At 42.3% G+C, this 22,703-nt stretch carries 16 protein-coding genes; 14 read left to right on the top strand and 2 right to left on the bottom strand.

What is annotated here, in order from left to right; translation table 11 throughout:
* Positions 1-189 precede the first annotated feature (189 nt).
* The 4 genes from MHZ95_RS00695 to MHZ95_RS00680 all read left to right on the top strand — a co-directional run bounded on the left by MHZ95_RS00695 (position 190) and on the right by MHZ95_RS00680 (position 6,259).
* A complete protein-coding gene (locus MHZ95_RS00695) occupies positions 190-1,587 on the top strand; it encodes an NCS1 family transporter (RefSeq protein ID WP_239388444.1) in 1,398 nt (465 codons plus the stop codon).
* A gap of 353 nt (positions 1,588-1,940) precedes the next feature.
* Entirely contained in the window at positions 1,941-3,410 is a 1,470-nt protein-coding gene (gene allW / locus MHZ95_RS00690) for an allantoin permease (protein WP_239388442.1), read from the top strand.
* A gap of 73 nt (positions 3,411-3,483) precedes the next feature.
* On the top strand, positions 3,484-4,842 hold the full coding sequence (gene allB, locus MHZ95_RS00685) for an allantoinase AllB (protein WP_239388440.1): 1,359 nt from the start codon (positions 3,484-3,486) through the stop codon (positions 4,840-4,842).
* A 70-nt stretch (positions 4,843-4,912) separates the two neighbouring features.
* Entirely contained in the window at positions 4,913-6,259 is a 1,347-nt protein-coding gene (locus MHZ95_RS00680) for an allantoinase (protein WP_239388438.1), read from the top strand.
* A 57-nt stretch (positions 6,260-6,316) separates the two neighbouring features.
* Here MHZ95_RS00680 and MHZ95_RS00675 read toward each other — a convergent pair whose 3' ends face one another.
* The gene (locus tag MHZ95_RS00675) at positions 6,317-7,975 is read right to left on the bottom strand and encodes a PucR family transcriptional regulator (protein ID WP_239388436.1); all 1,659 of its coding nucleotides are present in this window, start codon (positions 7,973-7,975) and stop codon (positions 6,317-6,319) included.
* Between the two features lie 273 nt (positions 7,976-8,248).
* Between MHZ95_RS00675 and MHZ95_RS00670 the strand changes: the two genes are divergently transcribed.
* Entirely contained in the window at positions 8,249-9,205 is a 957-nt protein-coding gene (locus tag MHZ95_RS00670) for an oxamate carbamoyltransferase subunit AllH family protein (protein WP_239388434.1), read from the top strand.
* Positions 9,202-10,527: a uracil/xanthine transporter gene (locus MHZ95_RS00665; RefSeq protein ID WP_239388432.1), complete on the top strand. Its 1,326-nt coding sequence runs from the start codon at positions 9,202-9,204 to the stop codon at positions 10,525-10,527. Before MHZ95_RS00670 ends, MHZ95_RS00665 begins: the two co-directional genes overlap by 4 nt.
* A 100-nt stretch (positions 10,528-10,627) precedes the next feature.
* Here the strand turns inward: MHZ95_RS00665 and MHZ95_RS00660 are convergent, their stop codons facing one another.
* Positions 10,628-11,500, bottom strand: a complete 873-nt coding sequence (locus tag MHZ95_RS00660; RefSeq protein WP_239388430.1) for an alpha/beta hydrolase — start codon at positions 11,498-11,500, stop codon at positions 10,628-10,630.
* 162 nt (positions 11,501-11,662) lie between these two features.
* Here MHZ95_RS00660 and MHZ95_RS00655 point away from each other — a divergent pair, with 162 nt between their 5' ends.
* The 8 genes from MHZ95_RS00655 (at position 11,663) to arcC (ending at position 22,491) form a co-directional block, all read left to right on the top strand.
* Positions 11,663-13,321, top strand: coding sequence for a PucR family transcriptional regulator (locus tag MHZ95_RS00655; RefSeq protein ID WP_239388428.1), 1,659 nt, complete (start codon positions 11,663-11,665; stop codon positions 13,319-13,321).
* A gap of 287 nt (positions 13,322-13,608) precedes the next feature.
* Entirely contained in the window at positions 13,609-14,859 is a 1,251-nt protein-coding gene (allC, locus tag MHZ95_RS00650) for an allantoate deiminase (protein ID WP_239389161.1), read from the top strand.
* 73 nt (positions 14,860-14,932) lie between these two features.
* Positions 14,933-15,700 (top strand): (S)-ureidoglycine aminohydrolase, encoded by a 768-nt coding sequence (gene allE / locus MHZ95_RS00645; protein WP_239388426.1) that lies wholly within the window; start codon positions 14,933-14,935, stop codon positions 15,698-15,700.
* 25 nt (positions 15,701-15,725) lie between these two features.
* Positions 15,726-16,778 carry an ureidoglycolate dehydrogenase gene (gene allD, locus MHZ95_RS00640; RefSeq protein ID WP_239388424.1) on the top strand — a complete coding sequence of 351 codons (1,053 nt, stop codon included), beginning with the start codon at positions 15,726-15,728 and terminating at the stop codon, positions 16,776-16,778.
* 121 nt (positions 16,779-16,899) lie between these two features.
* The gene (gene allD, locus MHZ95_RS00635) at positions 16,900-17,949 is read left to right on the top strand and encodes an ureidoglycolate dehydrogenase (RefSeq protein WP_239388422.1); all 1,050 of its coding nucleotides are present in this window, start codon (positions 16,900-16,902) and stop codon (positions 17,947-17,949) included.
* A 378-nt stretch (positions 17,950-18,327) separates the two neighbouring features.
* Positions 18,328-20,073, top strand: coding sequence for an acyl-CoA synthetase FdrA (gene fdrA / locus MHZ95_RS00630; protein WP_239388420.1), 1,746 nt, complete (start codon positions 18,328-18,330; stop codon positions 20,071-20,073).
* Between the two features lie 70 nt (positions 20,074-20,143).
* Entirely contained in the window at positions 20,144-21,418 is a 1,275-nt protein-coding gene (locus MHZ95_RS00625) for a YlbE family protein (RefSeq protein ID WP_239388418.1), read from the top strand.
* 137 nt (positions 21,419-21,555) lie between these two features.
* Positions 21,556-22,491, top strand: a complete 936-nt coding sequence (gene arcC / locus MHZ95_RS00620) for a carbamate kinase (RefSeq protein WP_239388416.1) — start codon at positions 21,556-21,558, stop codon at positions 22,489-22,491.
* Positions 22,492-22,703: the final 212 nt, after the last annotated feature.

Here is a 22,703-nt window from a genome sequence, read left to right as displayed (position 1 = left end):
TAATTTTACGGAACTCGAAATTATTTAACTAACTTGCGTAAAACTGCCTATACACGGGGAGAGAATTCGCATTCCAAATGCAAACGTTTGTTATAGGGAAATAATTTTGCGGTAATAGGGTAAACTTTTATTTATCGTCTAACATTCAATGTAGCTTTAATACAGCATAAAAGAAAAGGAGTGCGGCATATGTCTGCAATAAATGAAGGTCACGATACACAAGTGACGCAAGTTGAACAAGCCTCGGGATTAGACGAATCGTTACATCCGAAAAACGATCGGGAACGGACAGTTAAACCGAAAGACTACGTTTTCATGTGGATTGGCGATGGTGTCAATTTAGGGAATATGACGTTAGGAGCCAGTGTAATTGTAGCGGGAGTGGCAACATTGAACATCTTCCAGACGATCCTGGCAGCTCTAGCTGCAATTGCCATCATCTCCACTGTTTTTGCATTAAATGATCGACTTGGCTATAAAAAAGGGATTCCATATGTTGTCCAACTTAGAATGTCCTTTGGGATAAAAGGAACAGTTATATCGTCACTATTACGCGGTATACCTGCTATCGTCTGGTATGGTATTCAAAGCTGGATTGGCGGAACTGCCTTAAATGAGATTGCGAAGATTGTTACAGGTGGATCTTTTAATAATATTTTCATTTGTTTTATCGCGCTTCAAGTAGTCCAAATTGTACTTTCATTATTTGGCTTCCATGCGATTAAGTGGGTAGAAACGATTGCATCTGTTGTGTTCATGGTGGGGCTTATTTATGTGTTTGGAATTCTCATGTCAAACTATAGCACTGAAATTGCACAAAACTGGGTACAAGCAGAAGGCTCATGGGGCTTACCGTTCTTCGGACTCATTATGGTCTTCTTGGGGAATTATGCTGGGATCTTTGTAAGTGCAGCTGACTATTCCAGAGAGTTAAAAACGGGTTTGAGTGATAAGAAGCGCGGAGCATTATACTTCTTGCCGATCACTCTCTCTTATGGTTTTGTTATTGTAATCGGGGCAATGCTTGCATCCGCAACAGGTATTACGAACCCTGCACAAGCACTCCCGGTCGTTATTGATAATCCTTATATTTCTGTAGGTGTATCTGCCTTTATCGTCGTAACGGTAATTGCGACAAATATGGTGGCAAACATTATTCCGCCAGTCTATGTGATTACAATGTTGACGAAACTGAAATATAAGCCATCTGCAATTATTACAGGATTGCTTGCACTATGTGCATTCCCTTGGTTGCTTATTCAAGAATCATCGGCTACGGGTCTGAATATGTTCATCTTAATTTATTCCGCGTTTTTAGGACCTGTTATTTCGATTTTGTTAGTCGAATATTATATTTTAAGAAAACAGCGAGTGGATGTAGCTGATTTATACAATGAAGACGGTCCATATGCCGGGTATAATCCAGCTGGCTTGCTAGCGATGCTGATTGGTGCGGCAGCTGCATTCTTAGTCGTCGATCTTGCATGGATCATCGGTGTGGTTGTTGCAGGAACAGCTTACTATCTTCTATCGAAGTTTGCCTTTAAAGGTTCAAGCTTCAAAAAGGGAACGATTTTTGAAAAATAATAACCTTTCGAATTACCTCTTGAAGAATCGATCTTCAAGGGGTGATTCGGATTGTTTAAGTTGCACAATTGGTTGTACGAAGTGTATATAAACCCTACCTTCCTTAGTCACTATACATAATATAAATTGATATTTTTGGTTAACTAACCTAAAGAAGTATCGTTATTTATTTTGTATAATGATGTTGTTCACTACTCATTATAGTCCTAAAACTTTTATGGGGGAAAACACTGTTCTTCGGGCATTGCCGATGAACCCTTTGTTTAATCGAGTACGCTAACAAAGAAAAATTGCTTGACGCGTATGAATAAAAGTTTTAATAGTGAGTTGCATCAGTTAAGGAGGAATACTTTTTGAGTCAGTTTAATAGGAAAGATGCAATGGCTGCCGGATATAGTAATGATGTTTTGCCTACAACTGCAGAAGATCGAAATTGGGGTGTAGGGAATTTTTTCACTGTGTGGATGGGTTCCGTTCATAACATTCCCAACTATATTGCCATTGGTGGCCTTTTTGCTTTAGGGATGTCAGTCGGCCAAGTTTTTGCGGCTATTCTCATTGCTTCCCTTGTCATAGCAGCGATGCTCGTTCTGAATGGTCATGCGGGGTCAAAATATGGATTGCCGTTTGCGATGTTGCTACGTTTATCATATGGACCGAAAGGCGCAATGATTCCTGGTGTTTTAAGGGGTGTTATCTCGGCGATTATGTGGTTCGGGTTTCAAACCTACGCAGGTAGCCAGGCATTATCAATCTTAATTGGAAAGCTTTGGCCGACGTATTTGACGTTAGGCGGAGATTGGAGCCTTTTAGGATTATCATTGCCAGCATTGCTTTCTTTTTTACTCTTTTGGTTATTTAACGTTGCTTTGATTTATGGAGGAATGGGGTTCTTAGGGAAGTTTACAAATATCCTTTCGCCTCTTGTTTACATTGTTTTTGGAGGAATGGCAATTTGGGCCATTAACCTAGCGGGTGGAATCGGTCCCATTTTAGCGTATACTGGCTCGGGTGTTGAAGGAAATAAAATAGTTATCTTCATCGCCGCTATAACGGCAGTGATTGCAGCATGGGCAGCGCCGATTGTAAACGTTTCAGATTTCACGAAGCTTGCGAAATCTACAAAGACACAAGCAATTGGACAAACCGCTGGACTGGTTGTGGCCTATCTGCTATTTGCGGTTGCCAGTATCGCGATTATCGTTGGTTCTGAAATCGCTTTTGGGACACCGATCTGGAACGTATTGGATGTTGTCGCTCGATTTGACGGGACGTTTGCAATCGCTATTTCCGTTCTTACGCTCTGTTTGACAACATTATCGGTTAACGTTACCGGGAATATTGTACCTGCTGGTTACCAACTAGCTTCCTTATTCCCTAAAAAACTTACTTTCAAATCCGGTGCCATTCTTGCGGCGATCATTGGAATTCTGACGATGCCGTGGAAATTGATGGAAAGTGCAACGAGTGTTTTCACTTTCTTAAATATTGTGGGCGGGATATTAGCTCCGGTTACCGGAATTATGTTAGCCCATTATTTCATCATTTCTAAAAAGAAAATTGATTTGAATGCATTATATGATGCGAAAAAGGGAAGATACCACTATAAAAAGGGATTCAATGTCAATGCGATTGTGACGACAATCATTGCCGGTGTAATTTGTTTGATTGGCAATTTCATTCCCTTTTTAAAACCACTTTATGATATGTCTTGGTTTGTCGGCATCATAACAGCTTTTATCCTTTACACTTTGCTTGAGTTGCCGCAGAGTAAGGGAACTTTAATAGCAAAATCGCCAACATTGAATGAAGAGAATAGTTAATGCAAAATAGGCAAAACTAATGTTTGGCGAAAAAATGGTGCATTAAAAAATGATAGTTGGAAGGGGAATTCAAATGGAATTTGATGTAGTAATTAAAGGCGGAAATGTAGTATTGCGTGACGGTGTTTACAAGGTTGATATCGGTATTAAAGATGAAAAGATTTCTTGTATCGCTGAAAACATTACGGACGGTGCGAAAGAGGTCATTGATGCAACTGGCCAATATGTCATGCCAGGAATGATTGATACACACGTACACATCAGCGAACCTGGGCGTGCAGAGTGGGAAGGATTCGAAACGGGTTCGAAATCACTAGCTGCCGGAGGGACAACGAGCTATGTGGAAATGCCGCTGAATGCCCTGCCAGCAACAACCAATAAAGCTGCCTTAGACTTGAAATTGGAAGCGGCTGTTGACCAAAACTATGTCGACTACGCATTTTACGGCGGACTTGTCCCTGGGAATGTGGATAAGCTGAAGGAAATGTCTGACGCTGGCGTTCTCGCTTTCAAATGCTTCTTATCCGATATTACAAGTGATATTCCGGATGATTTCGTAAATGTGGATGATTTCACATTGTACAAAGGCATGCAGAAATTGGCTGAATTGGATCAAATCCTATGTATTCATGCAGAAAACGCAGCTGTTCCATCTGGCCTTGCGAAGGAATTTGCGAGAGAAGGTAAAAATTCCGGAGTCGAATACGCGGAATCCCGTCCAATTTTCACAGAGGTGGAAGCTGTTCAACGTGCGATCCTTTTTGCGAAAGAAACAGGCTGTAAATTGCATCTTGTTCATATTAGTACGTCAGAGGCCATTCAGACGATCTTGAAAGCGCAAAGAGAAGGTGTAGATGTGACGGTTGAATCATGCCCGCACTATTTTGCCTTTACTGCCGAACAAGTTGATGAAATCGGTCCGAGAGCGAAATGTCAACCGCCAATCAGAAAAGCGGAAGACCAAACAAGATTATGGGACGAGCTTCTGGCTGGGAACATTGACTGGCTAACATCTGACCATTCACCATGTACGGAAGATTTGAAGCAAGGAAATCTTTGGGAAGCATGGGGCGGCATTAGCGGAGCGCAAAACAACGTAGACCTGATGTTTGATTTGGCAGTTAAACAACGTGGACTTCCGGTTCACAAGTTTGTTGACTTGATCGCAACGAATCCTGCTGAACGTTTCAATATTTCTCATAAAGGTGAAATCGCGGTTTCAAAAGATGCGGATATTATTTTAGTAGACCCGAACCAGTCTTATACTGTGAAAAGGGAAGACCTTTACTACAAAAACAAGCATAGTGCATACGAAGGTAGAAAAATTGACTGCCGTGTCACAAAAACGATTGTTCGCGGACATGTTGTCTTCGATCTAGAACAAGGAATCGTTGGAGAACCGGTCGGAAAATTAATTTCTGCTCAAAAATGAGTTCAATCCATCCCTTTGTCATTGTCAGAGCAGGCAATGGCAAAGGGAAAATGACTTGGAGGAATGAAAGATGACTACATACGACTTAATCATTAAAAACGGGACTATTGTCACTGCAGAATCCATTGTGCAAGGAGACATCGCGATTCAGGACGGCAAAATCCAAAAAGTATCGGTTGGTCAACCAATTGAAGGTTCTGCTAATCGTGAAATCGATGCAGAAGGTCTACATATTTTGCCGGGATTAATTGACACGCATGTGCACTTTAATGAGCCGGGAAGAACAGAATGGGAAGGACTTGAAACAGGAAGCCGAGGCTTGGCTGCTGGTGGCGTAACAACCTTCTTCGACATGCCGTTAAATAGCACACCGCCAACGATCAACAAAGCGAACTTGGATTTGAAAAAGGCTTGTGCCGATGAAAAATCAATTGTGAATCCTCGTTTCTGGGGTGGACTTGTTCCTGAAAATATCAACGATTTAAAAGAACTACATGAAAACGGTGTCATTGGTTTTAAAGCATTCATGTCACCGAGCGGTATCGCTGATTTCAATCATGTGGATGATGAAACGATTTTCAAAGGGATGAAAGAGATTGCTACGCTTGGTTCACTACTTGCCGTTCACGCGGAAAGCACTGTCATTTGTGATCAGCTTGCAGCCGAGAAGCAAGCACAAGGTAAAACGACAGCGAGAGATTTCGTGGAATCCAGACCAATCATTTCTGAAATTGAAGCCGTAAGACGTATTATCTCTTATGCGGAAGCAACGGGCTGTAAAGTACACGTTGTCCATGCGAGCAGCCGAAAAGTCGTTGAAGTCATTCAGGCGGCGAAAGACAGAGGCGTAGATATTACAGTTGAAACATGCCCGCATTATTTAGCGCTGACTGTTAAAGACCTTGAAGAAAAAGGCGGATTGGCAAAATGCTGCCCTCCATTACGTGATGAAGATGAAGTGGAAGATTTATGGACTGCGGTTGCTAACGGTGAAATTAACGTCATCGCTTCTGACCACTCTCCAGCTCCGGCATCTATGAAAACGATCACGGACAACTATTTCGAAGGTTGGGGCGGAATTTCCGGTGCTCAATCCACATTGAACATTATGTTAACAGAAGGGTATTTCAAACGGAATCTTCCGTTGGAAAAAATTGTTGCCCTCACAGCGACAAACCCAGCGAAATTATTTGGACTTGAAAATAAAGGGACAATTGCCGAAGGGTACGATGCTGACTTAGCAATTGTCAATTTAGAAGAAAGCTTTGAATTGAAGAATGAAGATTTATTCTACCGTCATCAGCACTCTCCTTATGTTGGCATGACATTTAAAGGGAAAGTCCAATCGACGATCGTCAATGGTGATGTCGTTTTCGAAAATGGCGAAATTACGGCTAAACAAAAGGCGAATGCTTAAATTCAAAAATCCCTAACCGCTCAAGGTTAGGGATTTTTGCGTACTAGTATGGATTTTCTAGTTTTCCAATGCTTCTTCATCCGCTTTTAATATGGAACCGATGATGAGGGCTACGCGGATCCGTAAAGAATCGGCCGGATCTCGGAGTGAACAGTTAAGCAGCTCTTCTGTTTTTTCGATTCGATATTTGACCGTATTTCGGTGGATGAATAATTTTCTAGAGGTTTCCGAAAACTCACATTGGGTATCCAAATATACTTGGATCGTTTTCACTAATTCTTGATCTTCTTTCGTTTTAGGGTAAGCTAATGATTTTAAGGTGTTTTCATAAAGCGCTTTTAAATCTTTACGCGGTAGGGTATTTAACAATTCTTCTAAATCCCTTGTTTTGTAAAATTGGGTAAAGCCCTTCATATTTTGGTCGTACCCACTCAAAATCGCTTCTACGGCTTCGTAATAAGCGGTCGGTATTTCTTTAAGGGAGGGCACGGAATGGCTGACCCCGAAAGATAGACTGAAATCCCCATTGAAGTTTGATTGGACATTGTCGATAAATTCCGTAATCGTATTAATTTCTTCATCGCTATAATCCGCAAACTGTAAAATCATGGCGAAGTACTTACCTTTTGTAAATAAAGTCGCTTCTAAATTTCCGTGTATAATTTCATCTTCAAGCTGGTCATACACGCTATTATGCAGTTCGCCGACCTTTTTTTCGTACAATTGCAAGGTTTCATATTTTTCCCCTTGGGCATCGATTGTACAAATTACACAAACATTTTCCATGTCTTTTTGTAACCCATAATAGTTAGCCCGGCTGAAAATCTCTTCATCGGAATGGATTTTCATCTCGATTAAATCCGCAAAGAAGTTATTTTTTAATAACCGGGAGTTTTCTTCGATTGCCTGTTCTTTAATGAGTGTAAATGAAATCACATTCCCTGCCTGTTCAATCGCCATTTGCGAGGAAGGGTAGGGCAAAGTAAGTGAATCGAAAATGACCAGCATGCTTGGATATTGGCGTTTCGTTTGAACGGGAAACGTGGAAACGGATTGTTGTACTTGTGACGGAACGGTAAACGTTGCCCCTTCCCGTGCAGCCGGTAAGTTTTCTCTCACTTCTTGGAGAATCTCCCGTTCGATCTCTTTCATCGTCTCTTTTGAAAAGTCGTGACTTTGAGCGATTTTTTCCCCCCTATGGTTCAATAAAAGGGCAGGGCGTGCCAAGAAATGGCCTAATTGTTCCAATAAGGCACTTAAACTATAGCCTTTAATGAGCATATTGGAGAACTCTTTTTGAACATGTAAGGCATAATATAATTGCTCCGCTTCATGGTCATTTAAATAATTTAAGATATGGCGGGAAACTTCCCCCAACGTATGCTTGGTCGGCAAATCAATAATCGGGAATGCCAGATCGTCAGCCAGTAATTTTACCTCAGCTGGCAACTGCTTAAAGAATCGATTGATTTTGATAACGAGGCCTGAACAATCTAGTTCATGCATTTGTTTAATTAACTCGCAGAATTTCTCCGTATCATCCTTGAACGCATAGCCGGTTGTGAGGAGGAGATGGTTTTTAGCTAAAAAATGGATCACGTCAGGCGTATCAGATATATTAACAGATTTCACGTTCCTTGTTAGACCGCGATGGCCGGCAAGTACAACGCTTTCTTTCATGCCTTCTAAGATTAATAAATCGTTCATGGTTTTCATGTCAATACCCTCTTTATAAAAAAATCTACAGCTCAGAACGATCTCATTCGCTATCCTGAATTGACGCTTATGTCGATCCTTCATTCGGTCGAGTTGTCCATCGTTCACTTCATTTTACGTGAAAAGTAAACAAAAATCAAATTATAAATTGGTCATTTTAGACAATGACATTCGAAATAGTTGGCTATAAAATAGAACAGATGAAAGTGTGAAAAAGGGGAAGCTAGGAAACGGTTAGAATCAAGTTTTGAGGTGAAAGGATTGTTTGATTCAATGGATAGGCATTCCGGTCGTCATAACGAAGTTTTTGGATTGACAGTGCCAGCAGCAAGTGAAGATGTTTCCCGTATTCTTGACAAAAACCCAAAAGGGAAAATCCATAGTGTGTTTACGAATAGTTTCAATTTAGCCTTTGGCGAAGAACTCATCCATGTCGGTGCGGTCGAGAACGGACTCGCTCCATTCGGAATGGGGCTTGACCAAGCAGCTGCTAAGCACTTGACGAAGCTGATGGGCGCTAACCAGGACGTTTATTGGGATAAAAGGTCCATGTCCATCATTTTACCCGGTGGGATTTTCCTTTTGCTCAGTCAGGTGAAATGGACAAACCATCGGATGCAACAATTGGATGGCGAGCGAGCTGATCTGAAAGACAATTTTGAGTTTGTAGCAAACAGGCTTCTGCAAGCTGATTGGCAAACGGGCTTGGCTGAAACCGAGGAAGAAAAAAAGCAGATCATCGATTATTTGCTAGATTCGTCATCCTCCGATGAGAGTCATCTTGTTTTAGAGAAACTGGATGGCTTGCAGAAGCTGGTCAGTCAACCTGGAGTGGTGGATGCGAAGCAGGTTTTCGATTATTGGATTGGCAGAGGTCTCGGACTGACACCAAGCGGGGACGATTGTATAACGGGAATTTGTGCGGCTCTTTCTGCGTTGGAAGGCACAGACCAAACGTTTCGACAACAGCTGAAATCCTATTTGGCCGAACATGGCCGGACCCGGACCACGCATATTGCGTTGGAATATCTTTTGTATGCAACTGAAAACAAATTTCATTCACACCTCCTCGAGTTATGTTATGTTATGGATAAACCGCGGGGGTCTGAATTTTTGCATGCCCTTGAAGAGATGAAGAAGATGGGCCATACGTCCGGAACAGACACGCTAGTGGGCGTGTTGATGGGTATAAAAGCTGCTGTGCTCCTCAAAAAAAGAAAAGAAGGGTGATTGTTATCAAAGAGTTATTAAAAACAAGCAATTGGATTTCGGGCTTACAGTGGCTCTTTTTTATTTTTACGAATATTGTTGTCATACCGATTACGGTCGGAGCAGCTTTTAATTTGTCGCAACAGACGATTGTCAATATGCTTCAACTTTCCTTTATCGTGACAGGATTGGCATGTATCATTCAGGCATATTTTGGACATAAACGAGCCATTATGGAAGGGCAATCTGGACTTTGGTGGGGCGTGATTTTAACACTAATTGCGACAGCTACAGCGCAAGGGATGCCCCTACCTATACTTGGGGGAAGTTTGACGGTCGGGATTATCATTGTTGCAATTTTGACTTTCTTAATCGGTATTACAGGGCTAGGGCCACATATAGCTAAATTATTTACTCCTCCCGTGATGGGTGTGTTTATGTTTTTGTTCGGCTGTCAATTGATTGGGATCTTTTTAAAGGGGATGCTTGGCATTCCGTTTGGCAATCAGACAGGAGCTGCGCATATTGATGTATCCGTTTCTTTATTATCGATTGTAATAGCGGCTATTGTGATTGTGATCAGTGTAAAGGCGCCTTCAAGTATTCGACGCTATGGATTGCTCATCGGAATTATCGGTGGCTGGATTATTTATGCGCTTATTTTCAAGCCCGAAAATGCTACTAACGGGGCTACATCGTTTGGCCTTGAGCTATTTCCATTAGGGGCACCTGCTTGGGACATCGGGATTATTATTACGACTGTGCTAGCGGGTTTATTAAACACAGCAAATACTTTTGGTGCGTTAAAAGGGACAGAAAGTATGTATGATGTGGAAACGACGAAGTCAGAATATAAAGCGTCATTCTCGATTACAGGTGTTTTCACACTCATAGCGGGGATTTTCGGGCTTGTGCCAAATTCGCCTTATGTTTCATCAATCGGATTCTTAAGTCAAACAGGAATATTAAATCGAATTCCGTTTGTGCTTGGTGGATTGATGTTTCTCGTCATGGGTCTGATTCCGCCAATCGGTAACTTTTTCTCACAGCTTCCTTTAAGTATTGGAAGTGCGGCGTTATTTGTTTCCTATTCGTTGCTTTTGAATTCTTCCCTCACCTTCTTCAAACAGGTTGAATTCAATACGGTTAATGTCTATCGCTCGGCTGTTCCATTGTTTGTAGGAATTGTGATTATGACGCTTCCTGCTTCTTATTTCATTACAGTTCCAAGTGTTGTCCGTCCTTTTTTGAGCAGTGGATTGCTAGTTGGGATCATATTGGCACTACTTTTGGAAAACCTGTTCAAATGGGATAAATACGGTGTAGAAAAGGAAGCGAAGTAAAAGGAAGACGCAAGCTCCATTCCTGATAAAAGCGATTTACAAACAAAATAAATGAAGAGCATAAAGAAGGGCTGAGAATTAGATCTCAGCCCTTTTGATTTTATACGAGTTTGTGAGTCAAGAAGGTGATGACTTCTTCGAAAGCATGCTGAACAACCGGGTTTTCCCAATCTTCATCAAATTGGTGTTTGCCATCAGGAATGGTGATCAATTGCTCATCCACTCCGTTTTCTCTTAATGCTTCGGCCATCAAGACAGATTGTTCATAAGGGACGTCGTCATCATTGGTCCCATGGAGAAGGAGAGTTGGTGGGAAATCAGCATGAACATGGTAAAGTGGACAATACTTCGACAGTTCTTCTTTTTCTATAATGGGAATAAGTCCAGTCAATTCCTCGATCCAAACGCCATGCTGTCTTGCGTGCATATAAAGCGCATATCGTTTTTCAATCGGGCCGACGGAGATGATTTCGTTCGAAATAAGCATCTTGGCAAGTTCCCTTGGCACATTAGTCATGCTTGTATAATGAGGGCTTGGTTTTAAAGCCCAATCTCCGAGAATATCCCCATAGCCGTAAAAAGAAACAATGGCTTTCGGTTTTTTCGTGAATGTGCCTGTCAAGAGGGCGAGAAATCCGCCTGCGGAGCTGCCGATGACAGCGATGTTTTCCGGATCGTAGTCAAACTGCTGAGCGCCTTCGTTTTCAACCCAATTTAAGGCATCGGCAATATCTTCTTTGATTGCGGGCAATTTGGATTCAGGTGCTAAACGATAGTCGATTGAGAAGATATTAAAGCCCGCTTTATGATAAAATTCGATCTGCTCGGATTTCATATCTTCACGCGAACCCCAAAGAAGACCGCCGCCGTGAATATACAAAATGACGGGGCGGTTTGTTTGAGACGCTGGATAAAAATCTCCTTTGAGCTCGAAATTTTCTTCCTTCTTATAGACGATGGTTGTTTTCAACATGATGTCACACTCTTTTCTAAATGATTAAAGCAGTCAAGCATTATTTTAGTATTGTATAATAAAATGGATGAAATTTCGAGGATTGTTTATTACGTTGTCAATCTCGTATGAGAGATAAGGTTTCCACTAACAATACCACTGATAGGGAAAGGACGGGGGCAAATGGAGCTGAGGGTGAAAGATTTATTGGCCATGGAGCCATTGAAAGATGCTAAAATTTTAACGGGACAACATTATATTCAGAATACAATTGAAGGGGTAACGATCATGGAAGGCCCGGATCTTGCCAAATGGATTAAAGGCGGAGAAGTGATCTTAACCAGTCTCTATTCGATCCGAAACTTCGATGAAAAAGAGCTAAAGGCGTTTTTTGCGAATTTAGCCGAAAAGAGAGTGAGCGCGTTCATTTTCAAACAGTCCGATACGGATATTTCCCGTCAATTGATCGAAGCGGGCGAAACCTTTATGATGCCGATCATCCAATTGCCGAAAGAGATCCCTTTCGTCGATGTCATGTACCCGATCATGGGGGAGCTTTTTAATCATCAGGTCACCAAACTGCAGTATTATAAAGAGATCCATGACCGGTTCACGGCCTTGTCCCTTGCCGATGAAGGACTGGAGAAAATTATTAATACATTGGAAGAACTGATCGGCAACCCGGTTGCTTTGTTTGATCGGAATTTCAGTTGCATCGTTTCGACCTACCCTGGCCTCGAGACGTTTGAAATGGTTGAAAAAGTCCATTTTTACGAACCGACAATCGGCATCAAATTCCCACACTACCGGCAAATCGTAAAATACCCGGAATTGGATAATTGTAAAGGACATCAAATTGTCGTACCGATTGAAACGCTGAATGATAACAAAATGTATTTATTAATTGGCGAGATCAATAAATCGCTAGGTGAACTGGACTTGATCGCTGTAGAAAATGCGGCCATCTCTTTGTCGCTCGAATTGGTCAAGCAGTTTGCGGTTGCGGAAGTGGAGAAGAAATATAAAAATGACCTCGTTGAAGAGCTCATTAGCGGGAAAATCCAATCTATCAACGCCATATATGAAAAAGCGAACGTCATCGGTTGGGATTTCATGGGGGCATTTGCAGCGGTCCTCTTCAAAATCAACCGCCTGACAGACAACGTATTGAAACAAAAAAGCGGGCTTTCCGATCGGAGTCATTATCTCGTGCATGAAGCGATCCATCACTATTTACCGAATGGCATTATTTCGAATCGGAGCAATTTGTTTATCGTCCTGTGGAAAGTGGAAAAGACAAGTCCGAATGATCCTGCTTGGATGAAAGAGATTAAAGGCATTGCCCAAAAGATTCAAGCGCTTGTCAACAAACAAGTCAAAGAGATTGCGGTTCAAGTCGGGATCGGGAGTGCGGTCAGCGATATTATCGAAATTCCGAAAAGTTATCGGGAAGCCCAAGATGCGCTGGAGTTAGGCGAAAAGTTGAACGGCCTGGAATCGATTACGGCCTTTTCGGAATTAGGGATTTTCAGACTGCTGCGCCATGTAAAGGATTCCTCTGCGCTTATGCAATTCATCCCTCATTCCTTGAAAGAATTACTCGAATACCAACAAGCCAATCAGGCAGACTTGCTGAAGACATTACAAACCTTTTTGGAGTGCAATCAAAACGTTACGCAAACAGCTAAACACCTCTTTATACACAGTAAAACTGTCGTCTACCGTTTGGACAGAATCAAAGAAATAACGGGCATGGATTTTGACGATTCGGAAGAGATGCTATCCGTACGGGTTGGATTGAAGATCCATGAACTCATCCAGCGTGAAAATCAAGAATACTAAAAAGGCAGCTTACCTCGCTGCCTTTTTTTTGCTTCCACAGCACTCCGTTTTATCCAAAGTGGCTAAAAAAAAGATAGAACTTTATCCATTTGAGCTAAAGACTATTTTTGGCGAAACGTTTACAATGATTAGTGGAGCCAAAAAGACGCGAAAAAATAATATGATTCAGTGCTTATGACCTGCGTGAATCAGAAAACTGCATGAACTAAATCGTAATATACTTTTTACAGTAATGACAGACAATTTTTACATAGCGAGGAAAAGGGCGATGGAAATTGGTGAATGAAATCAAAGAAACAATTCAAAATCTTGATCAACTAGCGACAGAAACGGCTGACAGACTTGAATGGTTAGCTGAGTTTGGAAAAGATCCTCAAGGCGGCGTTTCTCGTTTGCTCTATACAAAAGAGTGGGTCGAAGGTCAGAATGCACTCAAAGAATGGATAGAGAGCGAAGGTTTAGAAGCACGTTTTGATGAAGTTGGAAGTTTATTCGGTACTTTAAAAGGGAAACACACAAACGAAACGGTCTTGACTGGCTCCCATGTCGATACTGTGACAAACGGCGGACGCTTTGATGGTGCTTATGGCATTGTCGCTGGCATCTTGGCGTTGAAATACTTGAAAAAGCATTTCGGCCAACCCGTTCGGAACATCGAAGTTGTTTCCATGGCTGAAGAGGAAGGAAGTCGTTTTCCTTACTCATTCTGGGGCTCTAAAAACATTGTGGGCATCGCGAAACGCGAAGACGTTGAAAACATCAAGGATTTCGACGGCGTTCCATTTGTTCAAGCAATGGAAAATGCAGGCTTTGGTTTCAGAGATGAATCCAAAGGACCGCGCCAAGATTTGAAAGCATTCGTTGAAGTGCATGTTGAGCAAGGAAGCGTCTTAGAAACAGAAAAAATTTCAGTCGGCGTCGTGAACAACATTGTTGGGCAAAGACGGTATACGGTTGAAATAACGGGCGAAGCTAATCATGCGGGCACTACACCGATGGGCTATCGGAAAGATGCTGTTTTTGCAGCAAGCCAAATGATCTATGAAATCATTTCGATGGCCAAAGAAGTCGGAGACCCACTTGTAACGACTGTCGGAAAAATCGAAGCGCTTCCAAATATTGTGAATGTAGTACCAGGAAAAGCTATTTTCACAATTGATGTCCGTCATACGGATAAAGAAGCATTGGTTGCTTTTACAGAACAGATGACAGCTAAAATGCAAGACATCTCAGAAGAGCACACAGTTGAAATGACGATTGACATGTGGATGGATGAAGATCCAGTCCCGATGGATCAACAGGTTGTTGAGCTTATTGAAAAACAATGTAAAGAAAACGGCTTGAATTACAAGCTGATGCACAGTGGTGCTGGACACGATTCCCAGATCTTCGCGCCTGTGGTGCCAACAGCTATGCTGTTTGTACCGAGTCTGAAAGGGATCAGCCATAATCCGGCTGAGTTTACAGAGCCGACAGATTTGGCAGAAGGCGTGAAAGCACTGATTGGTGCGCTTTACGAATTGGGCTATAAAGAATAATTCGCTGGTACATGAATGTTGTGAAAGTCAGGTGTTCACCTGGAAATATATACAAACAGAGGAGAATGTAACAATGGGTTATCCAAAAGATTTACTATCAAGCAGATCAATTATCAAACCTGGGCAATATGCGTTGATCGCTCCAGAAGGATTAGTGAATAATGTTATTCCTGGATTCGAAAATTGCAGAATCTCCATTTTGGGTTCACCGAAACTTGGTGCAAGCTTTGTCGACTACATGGTGACAATGCACGAAGGCGGAAAAAACAGCGAAGGTTACTGCGGTGAAGAAGACGTACAATGCTTCGTTTATGTCGTTAGCGGTAAAATTAAAGCAAAAGCGGACAATGAAGAATTCGTTCTTGAAGAGAGCGGCTACCTCTATTGCCCTCCAGGTGTAAAAATGTATTTGGAAAACTTGGAAGCTGGTGATTCCCGTCTTTTCCTTTACAAACAAAAACATAATCCACTCGCGAACGGACGTAAGCCATGGGTTGTTTCCGGCCATGCGAACAATATCGAATATATGGACTATGATGATATGCACAATGTTCACCTTAAAGATCTCTTGCCATTAGATCTTGAGTTCGACATGAACTTCCATATCCTTTCATTCGATCCGGCAGCGAGCCACCCATTTGTTGAAACGCATTACCAAGGCCATGGTGCTTACCTTCTATCTGGTGAGGGTATGTATAACCTAGACAATGAATGGATTCCAGTTAAAAAAGGTGATTACATCTTTATGGCACCATATGTGCATCAAGCAGCTTATGCAGTAGGTAGAGAGCCATTGACATATGTGTATTCTAAAGATTGTAATCGGGATGCATCATTATAATATACCCAATTAAAGAGGTGTCACGATGAGAGTAAGTAGAGAGGACTTAAAAGGTCTAATCAAAACGAAGCTTCACAAAGCTGGCCTGAACGAAGAGCATGCTGATGTCGCGGCAGACGTACTGACGTTTGCTGACGCACGAGGCATTCATTCCCACGGGGCTATGCGTGTGGAGTATTATGCAGAACGAATCGCAAAGGGCGGAATCAATACGAATCCGGACTTCCGATTTGAACAAACCGGTCCATGTTCCGGCGTATTTCACGGAGATGGTGGAAATGGTCATACCGCAGCGAAGTTAGCGATGGATGAAGCCATTAAAATGGCGAAAGAGAATGGTGTTGCTATTGTCGGCGTCAGAGACATTTCGCACAGCGGAGCCATTTCTTATTTCACGGAACAAGCGGCAAATGAAGATGTTATCGGCTTTTCCGTTTGTCAATCAGATCCGATGGTTGTTCCATTTGGCGGAGCCGAGCCTTATTATGGAACGAATCCAATCGCCTTTGCTGCTCCGAGCAGCGATGGCCGGAAGATTACGTTGGATATGGCAACAACTGTCCAAGCTTGGGGTAAAATCCTCCATGCACGTTCAAAGAACGAATCCATTCCAAATACTTGGGCGGTTGACAGCAATGGGGAACCGACAACAGATGCGTTCAATGTAAATGCATTATTACCGATTGCTGGACCAAAGGGTTATGGACTTGCGATGATGGTGGATGTGCTTTCAGGAATCCTTCTTGGACTTCCATTCGGTAACAAAGTTTCCTCGATGTATGAAGATTTATCAGAATACCGGAAGTTAGGTCAGCTTCATATCGTCATCAATCCGGCATTCTTTACAGGAATCACTGAATTCAAAAAAGATATTACGCAAACGATGGAAGATTTAAATCAGGTCAAACCAGCACCGGGCTTCTCGAAAGTCCTATACCCTGGGCAAAATAATGATCTGGTCATCGCGGATTACGAGGAAAACGGTATTGAAATCGTGGAAGATATTTATGAGTATTTAAAATCGGATGTCGTCCATCATAACCAATATGATCATAAAAACCCATTCGCTGCTGAGTAATCTACTGGCGGATAGAGATAAACCGGTAGAACTGGAATCAGAGGAAGTCCGAACTTCTTGCCGATTCCAGTTAAACCTCCGGCATGATTGATCGAGGAACAACTTAAAAGGGGTGTGTGGAATGAGATTAAGTAAAGAGCAGTTGAAGGATCTAATTGTGACAAAGCTTCACAAAGCAGGATTGACTGAGGATCATGCGGGTGGCGTTGCAGACGTGCTTGTTCATGCCGATGCAAGAGGTGTCCATTCTCACGGAGCAATGCGGGTAGAATATTATGCTGAACGAATTGCTAAGGGTGGATTGAATAATAATCCCGATTTCAAATTTGAAAAAACGGGTCCTTGCACAGCCATTTTTGATGGTGATAATGGGGTAGGGCATGTAGCAGCGAAGCTAGCAATGGACGAAGCAATCCAAATGGCAAAAGAAAATGGCGTAGCCGTCGTTGGTGTTAAAAGAATCGGTCATAGTGGCGCTCTTTCTTACTTTGTCCAACAGGCTGCAAATGAGAATTTGGTCGGTATCTCCGTGTGCCAATCGGATCCGATGGTCGTTCCTTTTGGCGGTTCTGAGCCTTATTATGGAACAAACCCGATTGCTTTTGCAGCTCCTGGTAAAAACGGCGAGCATATTACATTTGATATGGCCACAACCGTTCAAGCTTGGGGTAAAATTCTTCATGCTCGTTCAAAAAATGAATCCATTCCGGACACATGGGCTGTTGATAGCAATGGAGAGCCGACAACCGATCCATTTAAAGTAAATGCTCTAGTACCGATCGCCGGACCAAAAGGATATGGCCTCATGATGATGGTTGACGTCTTATCCGGCATCTTACTGGGACTTCCATTCGGAAACAAAGTGTCGTCCATGTACCATGATCTCACGGAATATCGAAATCTTGGACAGCTTCATATCGTCATTAATCCGGAATACTTTACAGGATTAAGTGCTTTCCAAGAAGGCATTGCCACAACTATGCAGGACCTGAACAACATTAAACCGGCTGCAGGTTTCGATCAGGTTTCTTACCCTGGACAAAGAAGTGCTGAACGGGAGAAGAAATACGAAGAAGACGGCATTGAAATTGTAGATCATATTTATGACTATTTAGTTTCAGACGTTGTTCACAACAATGCATATGACAGTAAAAGCCCTTTTGCTAAATAATTTTTTTGAAGGATACAGGGTGGTCTGCTTGAGTAGCCGCCCCCTTTCCCACGCCAATTTTGCCTGTGGCGTATCTGATTTTCTTTAACTTGATTCAGCAGAAGTCGTCCACTTCCATAAGTGGCGGGATGAATGCCAGAATGCATTTCGATCAGAGCTGGTTCAAACTCCCTGCTGATTCAAGTTAAGCCTCCGGCGGATGTCACAGATTTTGAAGGGAGTCGAGGAAGGCAACCTAAGTTCGCCGCGTCCTGCGGCAACGGTTGCATGACCAACATCCTGTTGGCCTCAAGCGCAATTCAAAATCTGGACGCAATTACGCCGAGGCGTAATTGATAGAATAGATGTACAAATAATCATGAAGAGGTGCGTGAAAACATGCTTTATACGATTGTAAAACAGAATTCATACCAGGATTCAGTTAACCTAATGCTTCTCACGAATAAAATTGCAACAATGGAAGGCGTAAACAAAACTCAAATCATGATGGGGACGCCTGCGAACAAAGATATCTTCAAAACTGCGGGCCTTTTCACAGAAGAGCTTGAAGCGGCTGCTTCCAATGATATGTGTATCGTTGTTGACACAGATCAAGAAGAGAAAATTCAAGAAGTACTTGATGAAGTCGATAACTACTTAAGCAACCAAGCAATTGCTGGTAGCAAAGAAGCGTTTGAAACGGTAAATACATGGGATAAAGCGATGAGAGCACTTCCTAGTGCAAACCTTGCAATCATTTCTACACCAGGTCAATATGCTGCTGAAGAAGCAGAAAAAGCGTTAGACCGAGATATGCACGTTATGATCTTTAGTGATAACGTAACAATCGAAGACGAGCGACGTATTAAAGAGAAAGCGCATGAAAAAGGTCTTCTTGTTATGGGTCCTGATGCTGGTACAGCGGTTGTTTCTGGTGTTCCACTTGCATTCGCGAACGTTATCAAAACAGGTAAAATTGGTGTAATCGGTGCTTCTGGAACGGGTATCCAAGAAGTAACAACTGAAATTGACCGTCTAGGCAGCGGCGTGAGCCATGCAATCGGTACGGGTGGCCGTGACCTTGCTGATAAAATCGGTGCAATCACAATGCTTGATGGTATTAAAGCGCTAGCGCAACATAGTAAAACAGAAGTCATCACACTTATTTCTAAGCCACCAGCTAAAGAAGTGCGTGACGAAGTTGTCCAATTACTACAAAGCATTTCTAAACCGGTTGTTGCTATTTTCCTTGGTGAAGAGCCACATAACCATGAAGGAAATGTATACTATGCCAATACGCTTGAAGAAACAGCTGCAATCGCTGTAGATCTTGCTAAAGGCAACCCAATCAAACCAAATTACAATAAACTCCATGCAGAAGTGCCTGCAGTGGACTTGAAACCAGAACAAAAAACAATCAAAGGTCTATATTCAGGTGGTACGCTTGGTTATGAAGCAGCTACTTTGATCAGCAGAGGCCTAAACCTTGGCGAAACGGATCATGATGAAGCGGGTTACCTTCTAAATACAAACGGCTTCCAAGTAATCGACCTTGGGGACGACATCTATACACAAGGTAAACCACACCCAATGATCGACCCGGATACACGTATCCAATTCTTCCAAAAAGCTGCACAAGATGAATCAACAGCAGTCATCCTATTTGATGTGGTACTTGGTTATGGTTCACATGATGATATGGCTGATGCATTGATCCCTGGCATCGAAAAAATTCAACAAGAAACAAAAGCAAATGGCCGTAACATTTACTTTGTTGCAACGGTTTGCGGTACGGATCAAGATCCACAAGATCTAGACGAGCAAAAAGCGAAGCTAGAAAAAGCTGGCGTTATCCTTCGTGATAGCAATAACCAAGCTGCTCTAACTGCTTTGGCAATGCTTGACATCCAAATCGAAGAAGTAACAAAAGAGCTTGTTCCTGCGAAAGAAACTGCAAAGGTTGAAATTACAGTTTCAGAAGCAATCGAACAACTTTTGACTGAAAAACCAAGCGTAGTGAACGTTGGATTGAAGAAATTTACAGAAGCAATCACTGCAAACGGTGGTCGGGTTGTACAATACGACTGGCAGCCATCTGCTGGCGGAAATCCAAGATTGCGCGAAGTCTTGCGTGTACTTCGATAATCTAAGCGCCTTTAAAGGTAATTAGAAAAAAGATTTACACGATCATTGAATTTTTTAGGAGGAAAGCATAATGTACGGACAATTTAAAACAATTGATGAAGCAAACCAAGCAGTTATTGATAAAGTCGTATCAGGCGCACCATTTCTAATTGATGTAGTTCCAGCCAAATCCGTTATTGAAGAGTTAAACGGGAAAGTATTACTTCATGCAGGACCACCAATCAAGTGGGAAAACATGACAAGCCCGATGCAAGGATCTTGTATTGGTGCTACATTATTTGAAGGCTGGGCATCAAACCCAGATGAAGCACGTGCAATGCTTGAAAATGGTGAAATCGAATTCATCCCATGTCACCATGTAAATGCAGTCGGCCCAATGGGAGGCATCACTTCTGGAAGTATGCCAGTTCTTGTTGCTGAAAACCGTGACGGCGGTAACCGTGCATATTGTACAATGAATGAAGGAATCGGCGCAGTACTTCGTTTCGGTGCATACTCAGATGACGTTATCAACCGTCTAAACTGGTTCAGAGATGTACTTGGTCCAACACTATCTAAAGCACTTCAAGTAAAAGGTGACGGCTTAAACGTCAACGTTATGATGGCTCGTGCAATTACAATGGGCGACGAATTCCACCAACGTAATATTGCAGGATCACTTATTTTCCTAAAAGAAATCGTTCCATTCATCCTACAAACAGATGTGAACGAAAAAGACAAGCAGGACGTTATTCAATTCCTTGCTGACACAGATCAGTACTTCTTGAACATTGCAATGGCTTCAACGAAAGCGGTAATGGATTCAGCACGCCAAATCCAACATGGTACAGTTGTTACAGCAATGTGCCGTAACGGATATGAGTTCGGAATCCGTATCGCAGGTATGGGCGACCAATGGTTCACAGCGCCTGTTAACACACCACAAGGTCTCTTCTTCACAGGCTATGATCAAGACATGGCTTGTGCGGACATGGGTGACAGTGCGATCACTGAAACATTCGGTGTTGGTGGTATGGCGATGATCGCTGCTCCTGGGGTTACTCGTTTCGTAGGTGCTGGCGGTATGGACGATGCAGTAAACACAAGTAATGATATGATTGAAATCTGTATCGATCATAACCCTAACTTCTCAATTCCAACTTGGGATTTCCAAGGTGCTTGCCTAGGAATTGACGCAAGAAAAGTTGTTGATAAAGGAATCGAGCCGGTTATCAACACAGGTATCGCGCATAAAGAAGCTGGCGTTGGCCAAATCGGTGCAGGTACGGTTCGTGCGCCATTAGCATGCTTTGAAAAAGCGATCGAAGCTTACGCAGTGAAGCTTGGACTAGTCGAAGCAAAATAATGGATTCAGTTGGAGAGGGATAGTTTTAGCTAGTTCCTCTCCTCTTTTCTGTGAAAAATGTAAGTGCTTGCTATGCAAGATCATCAAGTTAAAAATGAAAAGAAAATTTATGTTACTTTACTAAAGGAGACGTTTCAATGAGCAAAATTGTACTAGCGATCGGCGGAAACGCGATTATTAAAGAAGGTCAAAAAGGAACACTTGAAGAACAACAACAAAATATTAACGAAGTCTGTGAACCTGTTCTTGGATTAATCGAACAAGGCAATACAGTTGTTATTACACATGGTAACGGTCCACAAGTCGGGAATTCATTGATCAAAAACCAAATGGCAGAATCTGTTGTTCCAGCTTATCCACTTGATGTTCTTGATGCCGAAACACAAGGGAACTTAGGTTACTTGATCCAACAAGCGTTCAGAAACAAAATGGTGGAGCGCAACATCACTAAGCCTGTTGCGACAATTGTTACACAAGCGGTTGTTTCTAAAGAAGATCCGGCTTTCGAGAATCCGACAAAACCAATCGGTCCATTCTATACACAGGAAGAGCTAGACAAAATCCTTGAAACAGAAAAAATCTCTTACATCGAGGACAGCGGAAGAGGATACAGACGTGTCGTTGCTTCTCCAAAACCAGTTACAATTGTTGAGAAAGAGGCAATTCAAGCTCTACTTGATAAAGAAATCACAGTTATTACAGCTGGCGGCGGCGGAATCCCTGTTATCGAAGAAAACGGCATGCTAAAAGGTACAGATGCGGTTATCGATAAAGACTTTGCAAGTGCTCTATTGGCTGCAGAAATCAATGCAGATTATTTATTCATCGTAACTGGTGTTGAGCAAGTCGCGATCCACTTCGGAACGCCACAACAAGAAAACCTATTTGAAATGACAGTTGAAGATGCACTTCGTTATATGGATGAAGGCCATTTCCCTAAAGGAAGCATGGGTCCAAAAATCGAAGCAGCTATCCTGTTCTTGAAAAAAGGCGGCAAAAACGTCATCATTACTACAATGGACAAACTTCAAGATGCTCTTGAAGGAAAAACAGGTACACGCGTAACCCTATAATGTTCATTGATTGAATCCGGAAAGGCAGCTCTCGTAGCTGTCTTTTTTGGTATATTTTGTTGTCTTGTAGACGTTGATGAGTGTATTCGGCAAGGGATTTATGGCGCTCCGGAAACATAACAATAGAAAAGGCGCATATTTTAGAGCTTTTTATCTATAGGGGTTAAGAAAGTAATACTTCAAGCGCTCAATTGTTTGTCCGATGATCAGTC

Origin of the sequence: Sporosarcina sp. ACRSM (genome assembly GCF_022346545.1) — a bacterium.
In the GTDB taxonomy this organism is placed as follows: domain Bacteria; phylum Bacillota; class Bacilli; order Bacillales_A; family Planococcaceae; genus Sporosarcina.
This window is presented reverse-complemented; position numbering and strand designations above follow the sequence as displayed.

What these genes read in the sequence shown, in the direction of transcription:
- MHZ95_RS00695 (WP_239388444.1), top strand. Translation starts at nt 190, where the DNA reads ATGTCTGCAATAAATGAAGGTCACGATACACAAGTGACGCAAGTTGAA.
- allB (WP_239388440.1), top strand. Translation starts at nt 3,484, where the DNA reads ATGGAATTTGATGTAGTAATTAAAGGCGGAAATGTAGTATTGCGTGAC.
- MHZ95_RS00680 (WP_239388438.1), top strand. Translation starts at nt 4,913, where the DNA reads ATGACTACATACGACTTAATCATTAAAAACGGGACTATTGTCACTGCA.
- MHZ95_RS00675 (WP_239388436.1), bottom strand. Translation starts at nt 7,975, where the DNA reads ATGAAAACCATGAACGATTTATTAATCTTAGAAGGCATGAAAGAAAGC.
- MHZ95_RS00670 (WP_239388434.1), top strand. Translation starts at nt 8,249, where the DNA reads ATGGATAGGCATTCCGGTCGTCATAACGAAGTTTTTGGATTGACAGTG.
- MHZ95_RS00660 (WP_239388430.1), bottom strand. Translation starts at nt 11,500, where the DNA reads ATGTTGAAAACAACCATCGTCTATAAGAAGGAAGAAAATTTCGAGCTC.
- MHZ95_RS00655 (WP_239388428.1), top strand. Translation starts at nt 11,663, where the DNA reads ATGGAGCTGAGGGTGAAAGATTTATTGGCCATGGAGCCATTGAAAGAT.
- allE (WP_239388426.1), top strand. Translation starts at nt 14,933, where the DNA reads ATGGGTTATCCAAAAGATTTACTATCAAGCAGATCAATTATCAAACCT.
- allD (WP_239388424.1), top strand. Translation starts at nt 15,726, where the DNA reads ATGAGAGTAAGTAGAGAGGACTTAAAAGGTCTAATCAAAACGAAGCTT.
- allD (WP_239388422.1), top strand. Translation starts at nt 16,900, where the DNA reads ATGAGATTAAGTAAAGAGCAGTTGAAGGATCTAATTGTGACAAAGCTT.
- fdrA (WP_239388420.1), top strand. Translation starts at nt 18,328, where the DNA reads ATGCTTTATACGATTGTAAAACAGAATTCATACCAGGATTCAGTTAAC.
- MHZ95_RS00625 (WP_239388418.1), top strand. Translation starts at nt 20,144, where the DNA reads ATGTACGGACAATTTAAAACAATTGATGAAGCAAACCAAGCAGTTATT.
- arcC (WP_239388416.1), top strand. Translation starts at nt 21,556, where the DNA reads ATGAGCAAAATTGTACTAGCGATCGGCGGAAACGCGATTATTAAAGAA.